The sequence below is a fragment of the Deinococcus carri genome (assembly GCF_039545055.1).
Lineage (GTDB): Bacteria > Deinococcota > Deinococci > Deinococcales > Deinococcaceae > Deinococcus > Deinococcus carri.
This window is the reverse complement of the sequence record NZ_BAABRP010000001.1, coordinates 190,415-208,752: the sequence shown is the minus strand read 5'-3', so window position 1 is coordinate 208,752 and position 18,338 is coordinate 190,415. Positions and strand designations below refer to the sequence as shown.

Here is an 18,338-nt window from a genome sequence, read left to right as displayed (position 1 = left end):
GAGGGGGCCTTTCCGGCAGGTGCGCCTAGCGGCGCTCGACCCCCAGGCCCAGGTTCTCCAGGGCGGCCTGGGCCAGTTGCTTCTGCGGGTCCTCCACCTCGACCGAGACACGCTCGCCGTCCTCCAGGTCCATCACGAAGTGGTCGCCCTCCAGGCGTACGCGGCGCAGAATCTGCTCGTCGCCCCCCTCGCGGGTGGTGGCGCGCAGTTCCACATACTTCTGCATGGGCGAGCGGATCACCTTGGGGGCCAGCACCTCCTCCACCTGGAAGATGCCGCCGGAGTTGTTCATGGTCACGCTGATCAGCACCGGCTTCTCGCGGCCCTTCTCGATCACGACCTGATCGACGGCCAGCGCGCTGATGGAGTGGATGTCCACGCTGCCCAGCGCAAAGGCCTTGCGGCCCCGGCCCTTGGTGATGTCGGTGCCGTCCGCGACCGCCGTGATGCCGCCTTCCAGCGTCAGGGGCGGCGGGTTGAGGTCGTGGCAGTCGATGGCCCCCAGGATGAAGGAGCGGACCTTGGTGCGCTTGAAGGGATCGGGATAGATGGGCGTGATGATGCGGTCCACGATGGGCAGCGCCAGCATCACGCCGTGCTGCTCATGCGAGACGCGGTGAATCTGGTTGCCGATGTCGTGCAGCATGGTGCCCAGGATCACGGCCAGGAACACGTCGTCGGCGTCCCCGACCCCGCTTTCCATGATGTCGGGCCGGACCCCGGCTTCCAGCAGCAGCTCGGTGATCGCCAGGCTGGCCGCACCCGTGATAAAGGCATGCACGCGCCCGTGGTCGTTGTATCCGAGCTTGCGCATGGTCACGTAGTTCGCCATGTCCCAGGACGCCAGCGCCTCGGGGTCGGCGCGCAGGGCCTCGTAGGCCGCCAGCGCGCGGGGATAGCCCGCCAGGTCACCGTGAATCGCCCGGTGCGCCTCCTCGATCAGCTTGGCGCGGGGCGTGGTGAACTCCACCGTCCGCTTCGCTTCCAGCAGGGGGGGCGGCATCTCCGCGTCGGGGCGGCGGCCCTCCACCTCCTGCACGTTGCCGTCCGCGACGCTCAGGGTGAACTTGGGTTCGTCGGACACGCCGCTCTGTCCGGCCTCCTGCCTCTCGTCACTCACCGCGGCTCTCCTATTCTCCCCGGAAGGCCGCGCGGCGCTTGGCGAGGAAGGCCGCCGTGCCCTCGCGGAAATCCTGGGTGGCGACCGTCATGCCGAACAGGTCGGCCTCGACCTCCAGCCCGGCCTCCAGCGTGGTGTCCAGGCCCCGGCGCACCGCCTCCTTGACCAGCGAGAGGGCAATCGGCGCGTTTTTCAGCATCGCTTCGGCCACCTCGCGCGCCTTGCTGAGGGGGTCGTCGGCCACGTAGTTCACCAGGCCGAGGGCCAGGGCTTCCTCCGCGCCCACCTGCCGGGCGGTCAGCATCAGGTCGAGCGCGCGCCCCGCCCCGATCAGGCGCGCGAGGCGCTGCGTGCCGCCGAAGCCCGGAATCAGCCCCAGGGTGACTTCGGGCAGGCCGAGCTTCGCACCAGGGGACGCCACGCGCACGTCGCACGCCAGGGCGAGTTCCAGGCCACCGCCCAGCGCGAAGCCGTTCACGGCGGCGATCACCGGGATGGGCAGGCTGCTGATCTGGTGCATCACGTCCTGCCCGGCCAGCGACAGCTCGCGCCCCGCGTACACGTCCCCGAGTTGCGCGAGTTCGCTAATGTCGGCCCCCGCCACAAAAGCGCGGTCGCCGCCCCCGGTGATGATCAGCGCGCCGACTTCCGGGTTCTCGATCACCAGTTCCACCGCCTGCGAAATCTCGCTGAGGGTGTCGGCGTTCAGGGCGTTCAGCGCCTTGGACCGGTTGACCGTCAGCACGGCGAGGGGACCATGCTGGTCGAGTTGCAGGTTGCGGAATTCGAGTTCGTCGAGCATCGTCATGGGTCAATCCTGACACGGAAGGCGGCGGCGGAACGCGGGAAAGCCCGCATCTTCGCCGGCAGCCCTCACCGCCCGTCCAGGGCCACAATCGCGTCCAGCGCCACCCGGACCATGCGGTCCACCCCGCCGGCGAGCACCTCGGCGGGCACGAGTTGGGGGTCACCTATGTCGTTGCTGCACGCGGTCAGGCACCCGGCCCGCAACCCATGCTGCGCGGCGACCAGGAAGATGGCGCTCGCCTCCATCTCGAAGCCCAGCACACCGCGTGCGGCCCACAGGCGGGCGTGTTCGGGCGTACTGGCATAGAAGGCGTCCTCCGTCATGACCAGCCCGACGTGGTGGGGCACCCCCTGGGCACGCGCCGCCTGCACGGCCGCCTCGACCACCTCGAAGTCGGCGGCGGGGGCATAGGGCGCGCCGCCGAGCAGTTGCCGGGTGGTGCCGTCGCCCGGCACGGCGGCGGTGGCGATCACCAGGTCGGCGGGCTGGACCCGTGGTGTCGCGCCCCCCAGCGTGCCCACCCGGAGCAGCGTGCGCGCTCCCAATCGTGCCAGTTCCTCGGCCACGATGGCGGCGCTCGGGCAGCCCATGCCGGTCGTCTGCACGCTCACGCGCACGCCCCGGTAGGTGCCCGTGAAGCCCAGCAACTGCCGGTGCTCGGTGTACAGCGTCGCCCCCTCCAGATATGTCTCGGCGATATGGCGGGCGCGGTTAGGGTCGCCGGGCAGCAGCACATGCTCGGCCACGTCACCGGGCTGGGCGCGAACGTGAATCTGACTCATGGGCGCGAGTATACGGGGACTGTTCCCCACCTGCCGCACCCCGGAACCCCACACCGGTCGCCCCCGCCCCGCAGCTCCACCCGCCTGACACGCTCCCTCCACCTTCTGAGGGGTCATGAGCGTTTTCTCATGAAGCTGAAGGCTGAAGGTTCGGTAGGATTTCTCATCTTATGCTTGAAAATACCGCGTTGGTGGCCGTTTCTCTTCCTCATCTTCTTTCGCTAGCCTCTCATGGCCTCCTTACTAATAGGGCAAGGGCGTCAGGTTGAGAAAAAAGCAGCACTGTGCGAGATGGTTCTCCTGTTACGATTCACAGGGCACTCACGCGGCCTGCCTACGGTGTGCCCATGCACCAGGGGCGGTCTGCCGTACCTGTGCGGAAAGAAGGAGAACCTCATGCACAAGTCCCTGATGATCGCGTCCACTCTGGCCCTCAGCCTCGGCGTCGCCAGCGCCCAGACCACGACGCCCACCCCCGTGACCCCCACCACGGCCCCCGCGACCACGACGCCTGCGACCACCACGACCGCGGCCACCCAGGTCACGACCTTCACGGACGTGCCCGCGGGCCACTGGGCCAAGGACGCCGTGGACGTCATTACGCAGCGCGGCCTGATCCAGGGCTTCCCCGACGGCACCTTCCGCGGCAACGAGAACCTGACCCGCTACCAGGCCGCCCTGATCTTCTACCGCCTGCTCCAGACCGGCGCACTGAGCAGCGGCAGCCTGTCGCAGACCGACCTCGCCACCATCACCCGCGGCATGCAGGAAGTCAGCACCGAGCTGGCCGCCATCAGCACCCGCGTGACCGACCTCGAGCGCCTGTCCGCCGACCAGCAGGCCCGCATCACGGCCCTGGAAGAGCGCATCACCGCGCTGGGCACCGGTGCCGCCGGCGCTGACGTGACGGCCCTGACCGCCCGCATCGACGCGCTGGAAGCCGCCGTGCGCAACATCCCGGCCGGTCCCCAGGGTCCTGCCGGCCCCGCTGGCCCGGCGGGTGCCGCGGCGAACACGGCGGCTCTGGAGCAGCGCATCGCCGCCCTGGAGCAGCGTGCCACCACGACCGGCACCACGACGACCACCACCGGGACCGTCACCACCGACACCACCCCGACCACCGTCGTGATCGACAACACCACGAACACGAACGTCGCCAACGGCGTGACCCGCGGCAACCTGTACGCGGGCGTGAACGTCGGCGCGAGCAGCGCGGGCAACACCACCTGCACGCTGGGCAGCGGTGGCCGTGCGGTGAACTACTGCGCCAGCTTCGGCGGCATGATCGGCAGCACGCAGATCGTCGGGCCGCTCGGGGCGCGCATCGCCGCCGACTACAAGCCCGGCCGCAACGCCATCTCGGCGGACGTGAACGCCACCTTCGGCCTGAACACGGGCAGCAACATCCAGCCCTACGTGGGCGTGGGTCTGGGCCTCACGAGCAGCACCAACCGCGCCCCCAACACCACCAACAACGTGACCGACACCTACGTGAACGGTCTTGTGGGCGTGGACTTCCAGGTCACCAACAGCATCGCCGCCTTCGTGGAAGGCAACGGCCGCTACTACCTGAGCAACAAGGGCACCGGCGCGCTGACCAACTCCACGACCGCGACGGACCGTGGCTTCGTGCCCGCCGTCAAGGCCGGCCTGAAGTTCTACTTCTAAACCCTCACCTCTCCCTCAAGGCCCCCACCGTGGGGCCTTTTTTGCTGTGCCGGTAAGACACCCCAGCGGCCCCTTTCTCCCTGCTGTGCGGGCAAAAAGAAGGACGCTCCCAGACAAATGCTCTAGACTGTGCCCATGCGACTCGTGCAGTTCGTTCAGGTGCTGCTGCTGCTCGCCCTGGGCACCTATCTGCTGCTGGTCGCGCTGGAGAACCCTGTGCTGGTGCGGCTGCCCCTGCCATTCGGGCAGGGCGAACTGGCATGGCCGGTGGGCGAGGCGGTCGCGCTGTTCATGGTCCTGGGAGCCGCGTATGCCGGGCTGCTGCTGCTGCCCCCGCTGTGGCTGGCCGGCCACCGCCGCCGCCAGGCCGCGCGCGAACGTGCCGCGCTGGAACGCCGCCTGACCGCCGCCCTTCAGGCCCGGCTGGGCACCCCGGTGCCCCCGGCGAACGAGCTGACCCCCGCCCCTCCGGAGTCCGCATGAAACGCCCCCGCTCCGATCTGCCCGAGGCCCGCTGGCTGCTGGCCCCCCCGGCCAGCCGGGAGGTGCTGCTGGACAGCATGCGGGGCTGGGGCGTCTCGCCGCCGCTGGCGCAGGTGCTGCACGGGCGCGGCCTGACCCCCGCCCTCCTCGACCCGCCGCTGACCCTCACGCCCAATCCAGCGCTGCGGGAGGCGGCGCGGCGCATCGTGGCAGCGGTGCGAGCGGGCAAGCGCATCCGCATTCACGGCGACTACGACGCCGACGGCGTGAGCGCCACCGCCACCCTGGTCCTGGGGCTGCGCGAGCTGGGGGCCGAGGTCCACGGCTTCATTCCGCACCGGCTGAACGAGGGCTACGGCATCCACCCCGACAAGCTGGAGGAACACGCCGCCGCCTGCGACCTGCTGGTGACGGTGGACTGCGGCGTGACCAACCTGGAGGAGGTGCGGTCGCTGCTCGCGCGCGGGGTGGAGGTTATCGTGACCGACCACCACGCGCCGGGGCCGGACTATCCAAACTGCCTGGTGGTTCACCCGCACCTGACCACCGGCTACGACCCCGACCTCCACAACCTGACCGGGGCCGGGGTGGCCTACCACCTGCTCTGGGCGGTGCGTGAGGACCTGGGGTTGCCCGCCCCGCTGGACCTGACGGGCGTGGCGACGCTAGGGACCATCGCGGACGTCGCGCCCCTGATCGGGGAAAACCGCGCGCTGGTGCGGGCAGGGCTGGACGCGCTGGCCACCTCGTCCCTGCCCGGCATCCAGGCCCTCCTGAGGGCCAAGAAGGTCGAGCGCCCCACGGCACGGGACGTGTCCTTTTTGCTGGCCCCGCTGGTCAACGCCGCCGGGCGGCTGGGCGAGGCCGACCTGGCGCTGGAACTGCTGACCACCGGCAGCGACCACGAGGCCCGCACCCTCGCCACCTATCTCGAAGCGCGCAACCAGGAGCGGCGCGTGCTGCAAGACCGCATGTACGAGGAGGCGCTGGCGCTGGCCGACCCGGAGGAACCCGCCATCGTGGTCACGAAGGCGGACTGGCACGCGGGCGTGATGGGTATCGTGGCGAGCAAGCTGGTCGAGGCCTTTTACAAGCCCGTCTACATCGTCGCGCAGGGCAAGGGGTCGGTGCGCAGCACCCCCGGCATCAGCGCCGTGGAGGGTCTGCGCTACAGCCACGACCTGCTGAGGCGCTACGGCGGGCACCCCGGCGCGGCGGGCTTCGCGGTCGAGGAGGGGAACTTCCCGGCCCTGCGTGAGCGGCTGCACAGCTACGCCCGGCAGTTTCCGCGCCCGGTCCCCGCCTGGCGGCTGGACGCGCCGCTGCCGACGCCAGGGGCCACGCTCGATCTGGTCACGGAGGCTGCGGCCTTCGAACCCTATGGCACCGGGCACACACCGCCGCTGTGGCATGTGCGGGGGGCACTGACCGGCACCCGGCTGGTCGGCAAGCGGGGCGACAGCCTGCAATTTCAGGTCGGGGCGCTGCGCGGTATCAAGCACGGCGAGCAGGACGCGGCCCCCGGCGAACGGGACCTCGCCACCCATCTGGTCCGCAGCGAGTGGCGCGGACAGAACCGCCTGGAACTGCACGGGCAGGCCCTGCGCGCTCCCGCTCGCCTGGGCCTGGACACCCCCTTCACGGCCGCCCCGGCCCTCCCCCGCCTGGACCCCAGGGAGGCGATGAGCCACCTGCGCGCCGGGGCCAGCGCCTACGCCGACGGGCCGGTCGCCGCGTACCTGCGCGATCAGGTGCCTGGCCTGACGCTTCTCTCGCCCGGCGCACCCCACCCGGGCGGCGAGCTGATCCTGTACGCCCTGCCCGCCGAGAGCGACCTGACCCGCTGGCTGGAGGCGGGCCGGGTGGCCTTTGCCTTCGGCCCGAAGACACTGGCCGAGCTGGAGGGCAGCCTCTCCAGCCAGCACCTCGGCCCCCCGCCGCCGCAGATACGCCCCGGGACGGGGGAAGCCGGGCTGGAGGCGGCTGCCGACGCCTACCGCCTCTGGCAGTGGGCGCACCTGTACCGCGTGCTGGACGACGCCGGGTGGAATGCCGCCGTCCGGCACCTGCTGGGGCTGGGGGAGCCGCAGGCGCAGGCCGAGCGCCTGGAAGTCAGCGCGGCGGACGACTGATACGGAGTTAAAATGAGTCCTTGGCATCCGGGAAGCGTGCAAGCTGCCCGGTCGCCCCCTCTCCCCAGCCCTCTCCCGCAGGGGGAGAGGGGGCAGATAAGTCATCTCAATATCAGCGAATCAACTTAATCTCATCTGATACGGATTCTGTCCAATTCCTGAACAGTCGGGAGGGCACCGCCTGTTCATCCATCTCCCGAAATCCGCCCTTGTTCCTTCTCCCTCTGGTCGGATTTCCGGGTGTTCTCAACCCCCTTCAATCGGAATCAGTATGAGCCGGTGTGGCGCTTGCCGTCTCTCATGCCGGGCCACCCTGCCTTGAGCCTGACCTGAGCCTCGCGGCCTGTCAGAGGCGCGTCAGTTGTTCGCCGGCATGATCAGGGCATGATGTTGCCCGCCGAACGACCGCTTCCCGATCTCTTCGAGCTGCGCTGTCAGGCACGGCGCGAGGTCGCGGAGGCCCTGCTCCGCCTGCCCGAGGAGGCCAGGACCGTCGGGGAGGGCCAGCGCCTGAGTGAGCAGTTTCTCGCCTCGGTTCATTCCGGGGCGGCCCTGACGGAAGTTATCCGGCTGGCGCGGGCGCTAGCGCAGCAGCCCGGCGGCCTCCCCGCCAGCCTGCTCTGATTTCGGAACATCCGGGAGAGCGCCGGATTTGATGTAGTCCGAGGCTCAGCGGTGGCCGCTTGCCTGTCCTGCCACCGGTAGTACCACTCGCTCTCCCTCGGAGCTGTCCAGTTCGCTAGGTCAGTTCCCAGGAATCAACGCCATCCCGTGTCAGTCCTCCTCGGGGTTGTCCTCGTCCAGGTCCTCGTCGTAGTCCTCCTCCTCACCTTCGTCCGGGCGGTTCTCGCGCCAGTCGCGCACCAGCTCGGTGCGGCGCACGTCCTCGCCTCCCAGGGGAGCCGTGAGGGCGTCGGGACCGGTGTCCCCGGCCAGGGCCGCCTGGGCGCGGGCGAGCATGGGCGGGTCGCCCGCCTCCAGGCCGTAGCGCTCGGCCAGATACGCGGCGACCCACGCGCCGAAATACCACAGGGCGAGCTGCGCGGCGTAGCCGTTGGGGTGCTGGGGGTTGCCGCCCTCCGGGGCGGGGACGTGCAGGACCTCGTCGATGCGCGTTTCGAGGACCTCGCGCGCGACGTCGAGCGTGGGGTCGGTGTCGCCCAGGAACAGGGCCACCTTGGCGTCGCCCTTCTCGTGCTGCGCCTCGAAGGCCCCGGTGACCACCGCGAGCGGGTCCCCCAGCAGCGGCACGGCCAGCGTCTTGCCCACCCGCCCCAGCAGCGACTGCCAGGCGTGTGGGAGGGCCTCGGCCCCCTCGGCGGCCAGCAGCAGCGGCACGCGGCCCCACAGTGTCCAGGCCAGGTCGCGGGCGGGGTTGCCTTCCAGGAGGTGGGGGGCGCAGCGGTCGCGGAGGGCAGCGAGCAGCCGTTCGGCCTCCTCCGCCTGGTCCGCGTGCCCGCTCGCGTGCGCGAGGTACTGCGCGGCGTGGTACGTCACGGTGACGCCGCCCGGCACCAGCACGTCCACCTCCCCCGCGCTGCCGCCGGTGCTGACCCGGCGCACGGCCGCGCCCGCCACCTCGGCCAGGTCCGCATAGTCGCGCGCGGCGTCCCCCGCGTCGGCACTCGACACCACGAACTGCGTGCCGCCCCTCACCAGGGTGGCGGGCACCAGCGTGGCGGCCAGGTGGGCGGCCAGGGCACCCTCGCCCACCCCGATCAGACCGTGGGGACCGGGTTCGGGCTGGACCGGCCCCGCATAGCTGCCGGGCAGCTCTTCCAGAAGGGAAAGCAGGTTCATGTCCCCAGGGTAGCGCGGCGGCACGCCCAAGATGAGAACGAGGCGGAAAAGCTCGCGCAGGACGCTATTTTTGACTTCATGCGGCCCCAGGGGCGCGTGCTAGAATCGCCCGCGTGTGCCTTCAGAGCCGGTCCCTCACACCCGCCGCGCCTGTGCTGACCGCATGGGCGCAGCCAACAAAAACACCACCCGTCCGGGTGGCGTCTTGAGGGTGGGTGGCGCGCTCGACTGGACTCGAACCAGTGACCTTTGGCTCCGGAGGCCAACGCTCTATCCACCTGAGCTACGAGCGCAAAGCCCAGGTAACGTAGCACGCACTCGGAAGGAGATCAAGTGAAGAACAAGAAGGCCGTGAACGTCCTGCTGGGCGTTCTCGCACTGCTGCTGGTGGTCGGGATGGCCTACCAGTTCACGCCCAATCTCGGCTCCATGTTCGGCAGCCAGACCAAGGGCACGCCCGCGCTGAAGGTCAACGGCCAGACCGTGACCGCCGAGGAACTTGAGGCGGTGCGCCGCAGCGTCCCGGTGCTGAGCAGCGTCGACAGTGGCCTGCTGGCCGACGACTTCAAGACCCTGGTGGTCGCGCAGAAGGTGCGCCAGGCGCTGGTCACGCAGGCGGCGACCGACATCGACGTGAGCCGCGCCGACGTGAACGCAGAGGTCAAAAAGGTCCGCGAGCAGAACAACCTCACCGACAACAAGGCCTGGACGGACGCACTGCAACAGGCGGGCCTGACCGATTCGGCCTTCCGGCAGCAGACCCGCGACCAACTGGCCGTGAACCGCAAGATCGAGGCGCTCCAGAAGGCCGTGCCGCCGGCCACCGATGCCGAGGCGCGGATGTACTACGACCTGAACCCCCAGGGCTTCCAGACCGACGCCCGCATCGTGGGCCGCGAGATCGTGGTCAGCGACGAGGCCAAGGCCAAGAGCCTGCTCGCGCAGGTGCGGAGCGGCGCGGACTTCGCGCAGCTGGCCGGCCAGAACAGCACCGAGTTCAAGGACCGCGGCGGCGCGCTCGGTCCCCTCGAAAACGGCAGCCCCCGCCCCGTGGCGCAGGTGGCCCTGCCCAGCGAGGTCGGCACGGCGGCCTTTGCCCTGACCCAGGGCGGCGTGACCGACGTGGTGCCCAGCGGCGGCAAGTTCTACATCGTGAAGGTCGAGAAGTACCTGCCGCCCGCTACCAAGCCCTTCGCGCAGGCCAGGGCCGACGCCGTGACCGCCGTGACCAAGCAGAAAAAGGACGCCGCCCTGGAACAGTGGGTGACGGGCCTGGAGCGCGGGGCCAAGATCGAGGTGATCGATCCCAACTGGAAGACCGAGAACCCGGCGGTCGCCAGCGTGGCCGGCCAGAATGTCCCCTACTCGGACGTGGTGGCGCAGGTCGCGGGCAACGAGCAGTTCGCCAACCTGATGGGGCAGGTGCCCGCCGAGCAGGTGGCGCAGCTCGCCAACAGCATCCTCAAGCCGCAGGTGGTGGAGCAGCTGATCGACGGCTACGCGGCCCCCACCATCGTGGGGCAAAAGAAGCTGCCCCTGGTGGGCACCCGCCAGGAACTCGCCGCCGCGCTGGCCGCCTACGGTGCGCGTGACGTGAAAGTCAGCGACGCCGATGTGCAGAAGTTCTACCTCCAGAACGCCAAGCTGTTCGAGACGCCCGCCAGCGCCACCGTCAGCGAGGCCAGCTTCGCGGACCGTGCGGCCGCGCTCGCCTTCCGCCAGGGCTGGAACGGCCAGGGCGACTTCGTGGCGGCGGCGTCCAAGGCGGGCGGCACCGTCAGCGAGCGCGGCGAGGTGCAGCCGGGCACGCCCGAGGCCCCCGGCACCCTCAATCCGGCCCTCGAAGCCGCCGTGTTCACCGCCAAGGACCTGCGCACCGCCGGTGAGGGCAGCCTCAGCGACGTGGTGAAGGTGGGCAACCGCTACTCGGTCGCCTACGTGACCGACCTCAAGCGCGCCGCCGTGCAGCCGCTGGCCGAGGTCCGTGACCGGATTCGGGAGCAGGTGCTGGCCCAGAAGCGCGGCGAGGTCGGCCACGCCTACCTGGCGAAGGAAGTCGCCGCCCTGAAGCCCGTGAACAACCTCCAGAAGGTGCTGGCCGCCCAGGAGAAGCGCGTGGCGGCGGCCACCCCCAAGACCCCGGCTCCGGCGAACCCGGTCACACCGGGGGGCGCTGGGCAGGGCAGCGCGGAGCAGGGCAGCACCGGCGCGGGTCAGAGCAGCGGCCAGACCGGCAGCAGCGCCCCGGCCACCACGCCGGAACCGGCCACCCGCTAAGCCGCTTTCCCCCTCCAGGGGCGACCTTCCACCGGGGAGGTCGCCCCTCCGCTTTTTTCCCTCTCACGCCGTCCGGCACGGGCTGGCGTATGGTGGGCCACATCGTGAGTCTGGTTTTTGACTGGTCGGCGCTCGCCGCGCTGACGGACACCCCTGGCACAGGGGGCCGTCTGCGGGCCGCGCCGGAGGATTTCCGGGTGGAGGAGGTGCCCGCCTATCCCCTCTCGGGCGAGGGCGAACACCTTTTCGTGCATCTGGAAAAGACGGGGCACACCACCGCCCATGTGCTGCGCGAGTTGTCGGCCCAGCTCGGCGTGCGCGACCGGGACGTGGGTGTGGCCGGGCTGAAGGACCGCCACGCGGTGACGACCCAATGGATCAGCCTGCCGGCGAAGTACGAGGCCCGCCTCGCCGCCTTCGGTATGGATGGCGTCCGGGTGCTGGACACGCGGCGGCACGGCAACAAGCTGGGGCTGGGGCACCTGCGCGGCAACCGCTTCGTGGTGCGGGTGCGGGACGCGGCGGGGACGGCGGAGGGGGCGCGGACCACGCTGGCCCTGCTGATCGTGCATGGCGTGCCGAACTACTTCGGGCCGCAGCGCTTCGGCCTGCACGGCCTGAATGCCGAGGAGGGGCTGCGGGTGCTGCGCGGCGAGTCGGGCCTGCGCGACCCGCGCGTGCGCCGCTTCCTGACCACCAGCGTGCAGAGTCTGGTGTTCAACCAGTTTCTGAGCCTGCGCCTGGCACGCGGCGTCTTCGACCGGCTGCTCGCGGGCGACATGGCGAAAAAGCACGACACGGGGGGCGTCTTTCTGGTCGAGGACGCTGCCGCCGAGTCCCCCCGCGCCGAGCGGGGCGAGGTCAGCGCCACCGGCACGCTGTTCGGCAAAAAGGCCCGCCCCCTGACCCTGGACGCGGGCGAACTGGAACGCGAGGCGCTGGCCGCCTTCGGCCTCTCGCCCGAGGTCTTCGCCTCACGCCGGGGCGACCGCCGCCTGACCCGCGTGTTTCCCGAGGACACGGAGGTTCATCCCCAGGAGGACGGCTACACCGTGGCCTTTACCCTCCCCAGGGGCAGCTTTGCCACCAGCGTCCTGCGGGAACTGATGAAGACGGAGGTGGACATTCCGGCGGGCACGGAAGACAGTGCGGAAGACAGCGGGGAGGACGCCGGATGAGGGGCCGCATGAGGTGGGCGGGACCGGCGGCGCTGCTGGCCCTGCTGGGGGCCGCCCTGGCCGCCCGCCTGCCCGCCGCCCAGGTGGGGCTGCGGCCCTCGTTCGGGGGGGCGGTGCTGGAAGGCCGCATCCTGGCCCGGGTGGACGACGAGCTGACCGGCGTGTGGAGCGGCCAGGGCCGCGCCCGCCTGCTGAAATGCACGCCGCGCTGCGAGGGCGTGAGCACCATCCCGGTGCCCGGCACCCTGCTGGTCAATGCCGACACGCCCTACCGCATCGCCGTCGCGGGCGAGTTCCGCGCCGGACAGCACGTGAAGATCACCCTGCGTTTCCGCGACATGCAACTGCTCAATGTGGACGCCACCGTCGCCCGTCCGTGAGCGCCGGGCTGCGCGCCGCCTTTCTGGGCACCACCTACGGCACCGCCCAGGAGCGCTTCCGGCTGAAGGAGCGGCGGAGGCCGGCTCCCTCCTGGGCGCGTGGCCCGTGGGCCATCGTCACCGCCTGGAATCCGGGGGCTGCGCGGGCACTCCAGGCCACCAACGCCCAGGACGCGGCCGACCTGCTCGCCCGCGTCCGTGCCGGGGGTTTCTCTCCCCTCCCCGCCCATAACGGCGAGGGCCAGTGGCGCGAGGAAGCCCTGCTGATTCCCGGCGCACAGCTGTCTCAGGCCGTGGCCTGGGGAAACGATTTCGGCCAAGCGGCGGTGCTGTGGGGCACGGGCGCGCGGGTCGCGCTGGTGTGGCTGGACGGCGCGGGCAAGGTCGCCGGGCTGGAGCGGTTCTGGGCGGGGAGGGTCGTGGGAGCGGGGGCTGACGGCTGAGAGCTGACCACTGAGAACTGGCCGCTGCCCTTATACTTCCCTCTTGTGACGCTCGATTCTGGCAACGCGATTTCCCCACTGGGGGTACTGCCCCCGCCGGGGCCGGCGTGCGTGCATCTGCCGCTGGACGTGACGCCGCAGGAGCTGGCGCGGTACGCGGTAGGCCTGGCGAATGCGCGGGGCGGCACCATCCTGGTGGGGGCACCCGAGGGAACGGGCGAGCGCGACGCGGGTGAGCTGCACCCCCTGATGGTCACGCACGCGATTTTCGAGTTGTCGGGCGGGCGGCTGACCGTGAACGTGCAGCACCACCGCCAGCCCGGCGGGGCGAAGGTGCTGGCGGTGTTCGTGCCGCAGGCCCCCTATGTGCTGGCCGCCCCCGACGGCGCGGTGCTGGCCTGGGACGGCGCGCACCTCGTGCCCGTCACGCCCGCCGAGAGCGAGCCGGTGCCCCAGCAGGACTACACGGCGGTGGTGCCGCCTGACGCCTCGCTGGCCGACCTCGACCCACACGAGGTGGCCCGGCTGCGCGGCCTGGGACAGCGGGGCGGCATGGGCCACCTGCCCGACCTGGACTTCCTGCGCGAGCTGGGGCTGCTGCTGCCCTCGAACGGGGCGCTGCGGCCCACGCTGGCGGGCATCCTGCTGGCCGGGACCCCGGCGGCACTGCGGGCGCACGTGCCCCAGGCGGAGGTGTGCTTCTACCACCACCAGACGCCCGACGTGGAGTTCCAGTTCCGGGAGGACCTGCTGCGGCCCATCCCCGCGCTGCTCACCCGGCTGGCCGAGCTGATTCAGGCCCGCAACCGCTTCACGCCGGTGCAGGTGGGCCTCTTCCGCATCGAGGTGTGGGATCAGGACGAGGCGGTGTACCGCGAGGCGCTGCTCAATGCCCTCACGCACCGCGACTACACCCTGCGCGACGCCGTGCATGTGCACCACTACCCCGACCGGCTGGAGATCATGAATCCGGGCGGGCTGCCGGGCGGCATCACGCCGGGCAACATCCTGCGGCACCAGCCCAAGCGCCGCAATCCGCTGCTGGCGGAGGTGCTGGCCCGCCTGGGGCTGGTCGAGCGCGCGGGCGTCGGCGTGGACAAGATGTACGGCCTGATGCTGCGCTGCGGCAAGGAACCGCCCGAGTACACAACCTACCCCGACGCGGTGACGCTCGCGCTGCACTCGCCGGGCTTCGACGCCGACTTCGTGCGCTTCGTGGCCCGCAAGCAGGAGGAGATGCAGACCCTCTCGCTGGACATGCTGATCGTCCTGTCGCTGCTGGCCCGCGAGGGGGAGGCCACCCGCGCCGCCCTCGCCCGCGCCCTGCAACTCCCCGAGGACCGCACGCCCCGGCTGCTGCGCGGCATGGAGGACCACGGCCTGATCGCCCGCTCGGGGGTGGGGCGCGGCATCGCCTACACGCTCGCCCAGGAGGTGCGGCGGGCACTGGGCCGCAGCGCACCTATTACCACGGGGCAGGACACCAGTTCCCAGGAACGCAGCAGCGAATCCGCCGAGCCGACCGCACCACTCCGGCCCGAGTCGCCTCCCCGCCAGCCCCGCGCCCCCCGCGCGGCACCCGACCCCAGCGGCCCCACCCCCGCCGAGGTGCGGGCGGTCGCGCTGGCGCTGGCCCGCGAACGGGGCCGGGTCCGCAACCGCGAGCTGCGGGACGCCTGCGACCTGAACACCCAGCAGGCCTGGCGGGTGCTGCGCCGCCTGGTGCTGGAAGGGCACCTGGTCAAACGCGGCACCGGCACCCGTGACGCCGCCTACGAGCTGACGACGATCTGAGGCTGTACCGCCAACCCGAGGCCAGTAGCCCTCACAGAACAGCCGCCAGCCCTGGAACGCACGCCACAGCCGCCGGGCAGCCGCAGATTGACAGGCCTGGGGGCCGGGTGTAGCCTGCGTTCACCATTTTTAACTTGTGGTGGAAACGCTTCCGCAAGCTTGAAACAGGCCCAACATGGGCCATAGGGGGGATGCATGAAGAAAGCCTTCGCCATCGTCAGCCTCACCGCCGCGTTTGCTGCCGCCAGCCACGGCGGGGCCGTGACCCTCACCTTTGCCTGTGACAGCGTGGGCCAGGGCTACGACGAGTGCCAGAAGGGGGCCAACGCCTGGGCCAAGCAGACCGGCAACACGGTCAAGCTGGTGCAGGTGCCCAAGGAAACCGACCAGCGCCTGGCGCTCTACCAGCAGCAACTGGGGGCCAGGTCGGGCGACGTGGACGTGTACATGATCGACGTGGTGTGGCCGGGCCTGATCGGGCAGCACCTCCTCGACCTCAAGAAGTACATCCCGCAGGCGGAGATCAACCAGCACTTCCCCGCCATCGTGCAGAACAACACGGTGGGCGGCAAGCTGGTGGGGATGCCCTTCTTCACCGACGCGGGCGTGCTGTACTACCGCACCGACCTGCTGAAGAAGTACGGCTACGCAGGTCCCCCCAAGACCTGGAACGAACTCGCCACCATGGCGCAGAAGATTCAGGCGGGCGAGCGCAAGAGCAACCCCAAGTTCGTGGGCTACGTCTTCCAGGGCAAAAACTACGAGGGCCTGACCTGCGACGCGCTGGAGTGGATCAGCTCCTTCGGCGGCGGCACCATCGTGGATTCCAGCGGCAAGATCACCGTGAACAACCCCAAGGCGGTGGAGGCCCTGCGGACCATCCAGGGGCTGGTCGGCCCGGTCTCGCCCCAGGCCGTGACCACCTACGGCGAGGAGGAAGCGCGCAACGTGTGGCAGGCCGGGAACTCGGCCTTCATGCGCAACTGGCCCTACGCCTACTCGCTGGCGCAGGACCCCGGCAGCCCCATCAAGGGCAAGGTGGGCGTGGCGGCACTCCCGGCTGGCCCCGGCGGCAAGCCCGCGGCGACGCTGGGCGGCTGGCAGCTCGCGGTGAACGCCTACAGCAAGTCCCCCAAGGAAGCGGCCAGCCTGGTGCAGTACCTGACCAGCGCGCAGGAGCAGAAGCGCCGCGCCATCGAGGCGAGCTACAATCCCACCATCGCTTCCCTGTACAAGGACCAGGCGGTGCTCAAGGCCGTGCCCTTCTTCGGAAGCCTGTACAGCGTGTTCACCAACGCCGTCGCGCGCCCCGCCACCGTGACCGGCGGCAAGTACAACCAGGTCAGTGACGCCTTCAGCACCGCCGTCTACAGCGTGCTGACGGGCAAGAGCGCCCCCGGCCCGGCCCTCAAGGGGCTGGAAGGCCAGCTCTCGCGCATCAAGGGCCGCGGCTGGTAAACGCGGGGGCGGCCGTCCCTTCTGGCGCTGTGCCCGCTGCTTTCAGGTGCCCCCGGATGTGGGGGCACTTTTTGTTCTCTCCCCCGGAGGCTTCCCCGCATGACCACCACCCCCACCTCCTCCCGGCCGGCCGTTCGGCGGACGCGCGGCCTGCAAGCCAGCCGCACCCGCGTCGCGCTGCTGCTGCTGGTGCCCATGCTGCTGGTGCTGGCCGCCGTCGCCGGGTATCCCCTGCTGCGGACCATCTACCTGTCCTTTACCGAGTACAACATCCTGCAAGACCCCGCCCCCAAGTGGATTGGCCTGGGCAACTACTGGTTCACCACCGACGAGGGCGTGGGCCTGGGGGTGCTCCAGACGCCGGAGTGGTGGCAGTCGGTGTGGAACACGGTCCGGTTCACGCTGGGCAGCGTCCTGCTCGAAACCGTGCTGGGCCTGGCCTTCGCGCTGATCATCAACTCCAAGATCAGGGGGCGCGGGCTGCTGCGCACCGCCATTCTGGTGCCCTGGGCGATTCCCACGGTCGTCAGCGCGCAGATGTGGAACTGGATGTACAACGATTCGTTCGGGATCATCTCGCAGTGGGGGCAGAAGTTGGGGTTCCTGCACACCGGCGAGTCGTTCCTGAGCAACCCCGACACGGCGATGGCCGCGCTGGTCGCCGTGGACGTGTGGAAAACCACGCCCTTCATGGCGCTGCTGCTGCTGGCGGGCCTCCAGACCATTCCCAGCGACATGTACGAGGCCGCGGACGTGGACGGCGCGTCGCCCTGGACCCAGTTCTGGCGGCTGACCCTGCCGTTGCTGATGCCCGCGCTGCTGGTCGCGCTGATCTTCCGCACGCTGGACGCGCTGCGGGTGTTCGACATGCCCTACATCGTGAAGGGCAACGCGCCCGAAACGATCACCATGAGCATCTACGCCCGCCAGGAGCTGATTCTGAACTCGCAGTTCGGCTTCGGCAGCGCCATCAGCGTGATGATCTTCCTGATCATCATGGTGTTCACGGCGATCTACGTCACCAGCCTGCGGGTCAGGTTCGACTGAGGGGGCTGGCATGAATTCCAAGAATCCCACCGTCCGGACCCTGACCCAGATCGCCTTATGGGTGGTCGCGCTGATCGTCCTCTTCTACGTGCTGTTTCCCTTCTACTGGGCGGTCAAGACCAGTCTCACCGGCCCGGCGCAGCTTTCGAGCGAGGCGCTGGCGTGGTTCCCCACCCACGTGACCTGGCAGAACTTCCGCGACGTGTTCGCCGGGCAGCCCTTCGGGCGCAACCTGCTGAACAGCGTGGTGGTCGCCAGCGGCACCGTGATTCTCAGCCTGCTGCTCTCGGCGCTGGCCGCCTACGCGCTGGGCAAGTTCCGCTTCAAGGGCAAGAGCATCCTGATGTACATCATCCTGGCGGTCAGCGTGTTTCCGCAGATCGCGGTGCTGTCGGGCCTGTACACCATGATCAAGACCTTCAGCCTGTACAACACCTGGGGCGGCCTGATCCTCTCGTACATGATCTTCACGCTGCCCTTCACGGTCTGGACGCTGACGGCCTTTGTGCGCGAGATTCCCACCGAGCTGGAAGAGGCGGCCTACGTGGACGGGGCCTCGCCCCTCCAGACGCTGTTTCAGGTGCTGCTGCCGGTGATGACGCCCGCCCTGGTCACGACCGGGCTGCTGGCCTTTATCAACGCCTGGAACGAGTACCTGTTCGCCCTCACCTTCACGTCCGACAACACGGCCAAGACCGTGCCGGTCGCCATCGCCAACTTCAGCGGCGCGACCATCTACGAGAACCCCTTCGGGCAGATCATGGCCGCCAGCGTGATCGTGACCATTCCGCTGATCATCCTGGTGCTGGTCTTCCAGCGCAACATCGTCTCCGGCCTGACGGCGGGGGCGGTCAAGGGCTGAAAAAAGCGGTGAGCGGTAAGCTCTGATACGGGATTGCTCTGATTCCCGGACATCTGGGAAAGCGCCAGATGTCCGTCCATCGCCGCAACCCCGTCCTTTTTGCCAC

General features: G+C 69.9%; 16 protein-coding genes and 1 tRNA gene. 12 read left to right on the top strand and 5 right to left on the bottom strand.

Annotation, left to right across the window (positions count from 1 at the left end; all coding sequences use genetic code 11):
• Positions 1–25 precede the first annotated feature (25 nt).
• From ABEA67_RS01100 to ABEA67_RS01090, 3 genes are all read right to left on the bottom strand, one after another.
• Positions 26–1,120: a phosphohydrolase gene (locus tag ABEA67_RS01100; RefSeq protein ID WP_345459587.1), complete on the bottom strand. Its 1,095-nt coding sequence runs from the start codon at positions 1,118–1,120 to the stop codon at positions 26–28.
• A gap of 10 nt (positions 1,121–1,130) precedes the next feature.
• Entirely contained in the window at positions 1,131–1,928 is a 798-nt protein-coding gene (locus tag ABEA67_RS01095; RefSeq protein ID WP_345459584.1) for an enoyl-CoA hydratase-related protein, read from the bottom strand.
• Positions 1,929–1,993: 65 nt separating this feature from the next.
• Positions 1,994–2,710, bottom strand: coding sequence for a phosphorylase family protein (locus tag ABEA67_RS01090; protein ID WP_345459581.1), 717 nt, complete (start codon positions 2,708–2,710; stop codon positions 1,994–1,996).
• 396 nt (positions 2,711–3,106) lie between these two features.
• Between ABEA67_RS01090 and ABEA67_RS01085 the strand changes: the two genes are divergently transcribed.
• The 4 genes from ABEA67_RS01085 (at position 3,107) to ABEA67_RS01070 (ending at position 7,617) form a co-directional block, all read left to right on the top strand.
• A complete protein-coding gene (locus ABEA67_RS01085; protein ID WP_345459578.1) occupies positions 3,107–4,378 on the top strand; it encodes an S-layer homology domain-containing protein in 1,272 nt (423 codons plus the stop codon).
• A 135-nt stretch (positions 4,379–4,513) separates the two neighbouring features.
• Positions 4,514–4,861, top strand: a complete 348-nt coding sequence (locus ABEA67_RS01080) for a hypothetical protein (protein ID WP_345459576.1) — start codon at positions 4,514–4,516, stop codon at positions 4,859–4,861.
• A complete protein-coding gene (locus ABEA67_RS01075; RefSeq protein WP_345459574.1) occupies positions 4,858–6,993 on the top strand; it encodes a single-stranded-DNA-specific exonuclease RecJ in 2,136 nt (711 codons plus the stop codon). The genes ABEA67_RS01080 and ABEA67_RS01075 overlap by 4 nt, the downstream gene beginning before the upstream one ends.
• A 384-nt stretch (positions 6,994–7,377) precedes the next feature.
• Entirely contained in the window at positions 7,378–7,617 is a 240-nt protein-coding gene (locus ABEA67_RS01070) for a hypothetical protein (protein ID WP_345459571.1), read from the top strand.
• Positions 7,618–7,767: 150 nt separating this feature from the next.
• On the opposite strand, the gene ABEA67_RS01065 is transcribed toward ABEA67_RS01070, so the two are convergent.
• Positions 7,768–8,793 (bottom strand): SIS domain-containing protein, encoded by a 1,026-nt coding sequence (locus ABEA67_RS01065; protein ID WP_345459568.1) that lies wholly within the window; start codon positions 8,791–8,793, stop codon positions 7,768–7,770.
• Between the two features lie 216 nt (positions 8,794–9,009).
• Positions 9,010–9,086, bottom strand: a tRNA-Arg gene (locus tag ABEA67_RS01060).
• A gap of 40 nt (positions 9,087–9,126) precedes the next feature.
• Here ABEA67_RS01060 and ABEA67_RS01055 point away from each other — a divergent pair.
• From ABEA67_RS01055 to ABEA67_RS01020, 8 genes are all read left to right on the top strand, one after another.
• Positions 9,127–11,070, top strand: a complete 1,944-nt coding sequence (locus ABEA67_RS01055) for a peptidylprolyl isomerase (RefSeq protein WP_345459565.1) — start codon at positions 9,127–9,129, stop codon at positions 11,068–11,070.
• An 89-nt stretch (positions 11,071–11,159) separates the two neighbouring features.
• Complete coding sequence (truD, locus tag ABEA67_RS01050) at positions 11,160–12,248, top strand: tRNA pseudouridine(13) synthase TruD (protein ID WP_345459562.1); 1,089 nt, start codon at positions 11,160–11,162, stop codon at positions 12,246–12,248.
• An 8-nt stretch (positions 12,249–12,256) separates the two neighbouring features.
• The gene (locus ABEA67_RS01045; RefSeq protein WP_345459559.1) at positions 12,257–12,628 is read left to right on the top strand and encodes a hypothetical protein; all 372 of its coding nucleotides are present in this window, start codon (positions 12,257–12,259) and stop codon (positions 12,626–12,628) included.
• Entirely contained in the window at positions 12,625–13,071 is a 447-nt protein-coding gene (locus ABEA67_RS01040) for a DUF3293 domain-containing protein (protein ID WP_345459556.1), read from the top strand. The genes ABEA67_RS01045 and ABEA67_RS01040 overlap by 4 nt, the downstream gene beginning before the upstream one ends.
• Before the next feature lie 45 nt (positions 13,072–13,116).
• Positions 13,117–14,865, top strand: a complete 1,749-nt coding sequence (locus tag ABEA67_RS01035) for an ATP-binding protein (protein ID WP_345459553.1) — start codon at positions 13,117–13,119, stop codon at positions 14,863–14,865.
• Between the two features lie 195 nt (positions 14,866–15,060).
• Positions 15,061–16,323 (top strand): ABC transporter substrate-binding protein, encoded by a 1,263-nt coding sequence (locus ABEA67_RS01030; RefSeq protein ID WP_345459550.1) that lies wholly within the window; start codon positions 15,061–15,063, stop codon positions 16,321–16,323.
• Positions 16,324–16,422: 99 nt separating this feature from the next.
• Positions 16,423–17,370, top strand: a complete 948-nt coding sequence (locus tag ABEA67_RS01025; protein ID WP_345459547.1) for a carbohydrate ABC transporter permease — start codon at positions 16,423–16,425, stop codon at positions 17,368–17,370.
• 10 nt (positions 17,371–17,380) lie between these two features.
• Positions 17,381–18,232: a carbohydrate ABC transporter permease gene (locus tag ABEA67_RS01020; RefSeq protein WP_345459544.1), complete on the top strand. Its 852-nt coding sequence runs from the start codon at positions 17,381–17,383 to the stop codon at positions 18,230–18,232.
• Positions 18,233–18,338: the final 106 nt, after the last annotated feature.

Bases quoted from the DNA above. Each gene is read 5' to 3' on its own strand.
- ABEA67_RS01020 (WP_345459544.1), top strand. From the start codon at position 17,381: ATGAATTCCAAGAATCCCACCGTCCGGACCCTGACCCAGATCGCCTTA.
- ABEA67_RS01045 (WP_345459559.1), top strand. From the start codon at position 12,257: ATGAGGTGGGCGGGACCGGCGGCGCTGCTGGCCCTGCTGGGGGCCGCC.
- ABEA67_RS01090 (WP_345459581.1), bottom strand. From the start codon at position 2,710: ATGAGTCAGATTCACGTTCGCGCCCAGCCCGGTGACGTGGCCGAGCAT.
- ABEA67_RS01065 (WP_345459568.1), bottom strand. From the start codon at position 8,793: ATGAACCTGCTTTCCCTTCTGGAAGAGCTGCCCGGCAGCTATGCGGGG.
- truD (WP_345459562.1), top strand. From the start codon at position 11,160: ATGGTGGGCCACATCGTGAGTCTGGTTTTTGACTGGTCGGCGCTCGCC.
- ABEA67_RS01075 (WP_345459574.1), top strand. From the start codon at position 4,858: ATGAAACGCCCCCGCTCCGATCTGCCCGAGGCCCGCTGGCTGCTGGCC.
- ABEA67_RS01080 (WP_345459576.1), top strand. From the start codon at position 4,514: ATGCGACTCGTGCAGTTCGTTCAGGTGCTGCTGCTGCTCGCCCTGGGC.
- ABEA67_RS01030 (WP_345459550.1), top strand. From the start codon at position 15,061: ATGAAGAAAGCCTTCGCCATCGTCAGCCTCACCGCCGCGTTTGCTGCC.
- ABEA67_RS01070 (WP_345459571.1), top strand. From the start codon at position 7,378: ATGATGTTGCCCGCCGAACGACCGCTTCCCGATCTCTTCGAGCTGCGC.
- ABEA67_RS01095 (WP_345459584.1), bottom strand. From the start codon at position 1,928: ATGACGATGCTCGACGAACTCGAATTCCGCAACCTGCAACTCGACCAG.
- ABEA67_RS01085 (WP_345459578.1), top strand. From the start codon at position 3,107: ATGCACAAGTCCCTGATGATCGCGTCCACTCTGGCCCTCAGCCTCGGC.
- ABEA67_RS01025 (WP_345459547.1), top strand. From the start codon at position 16,423: ATGACCACCACCCCCACCTCCTCCCGGCCGGCCGTTCGGCGGACGCGC.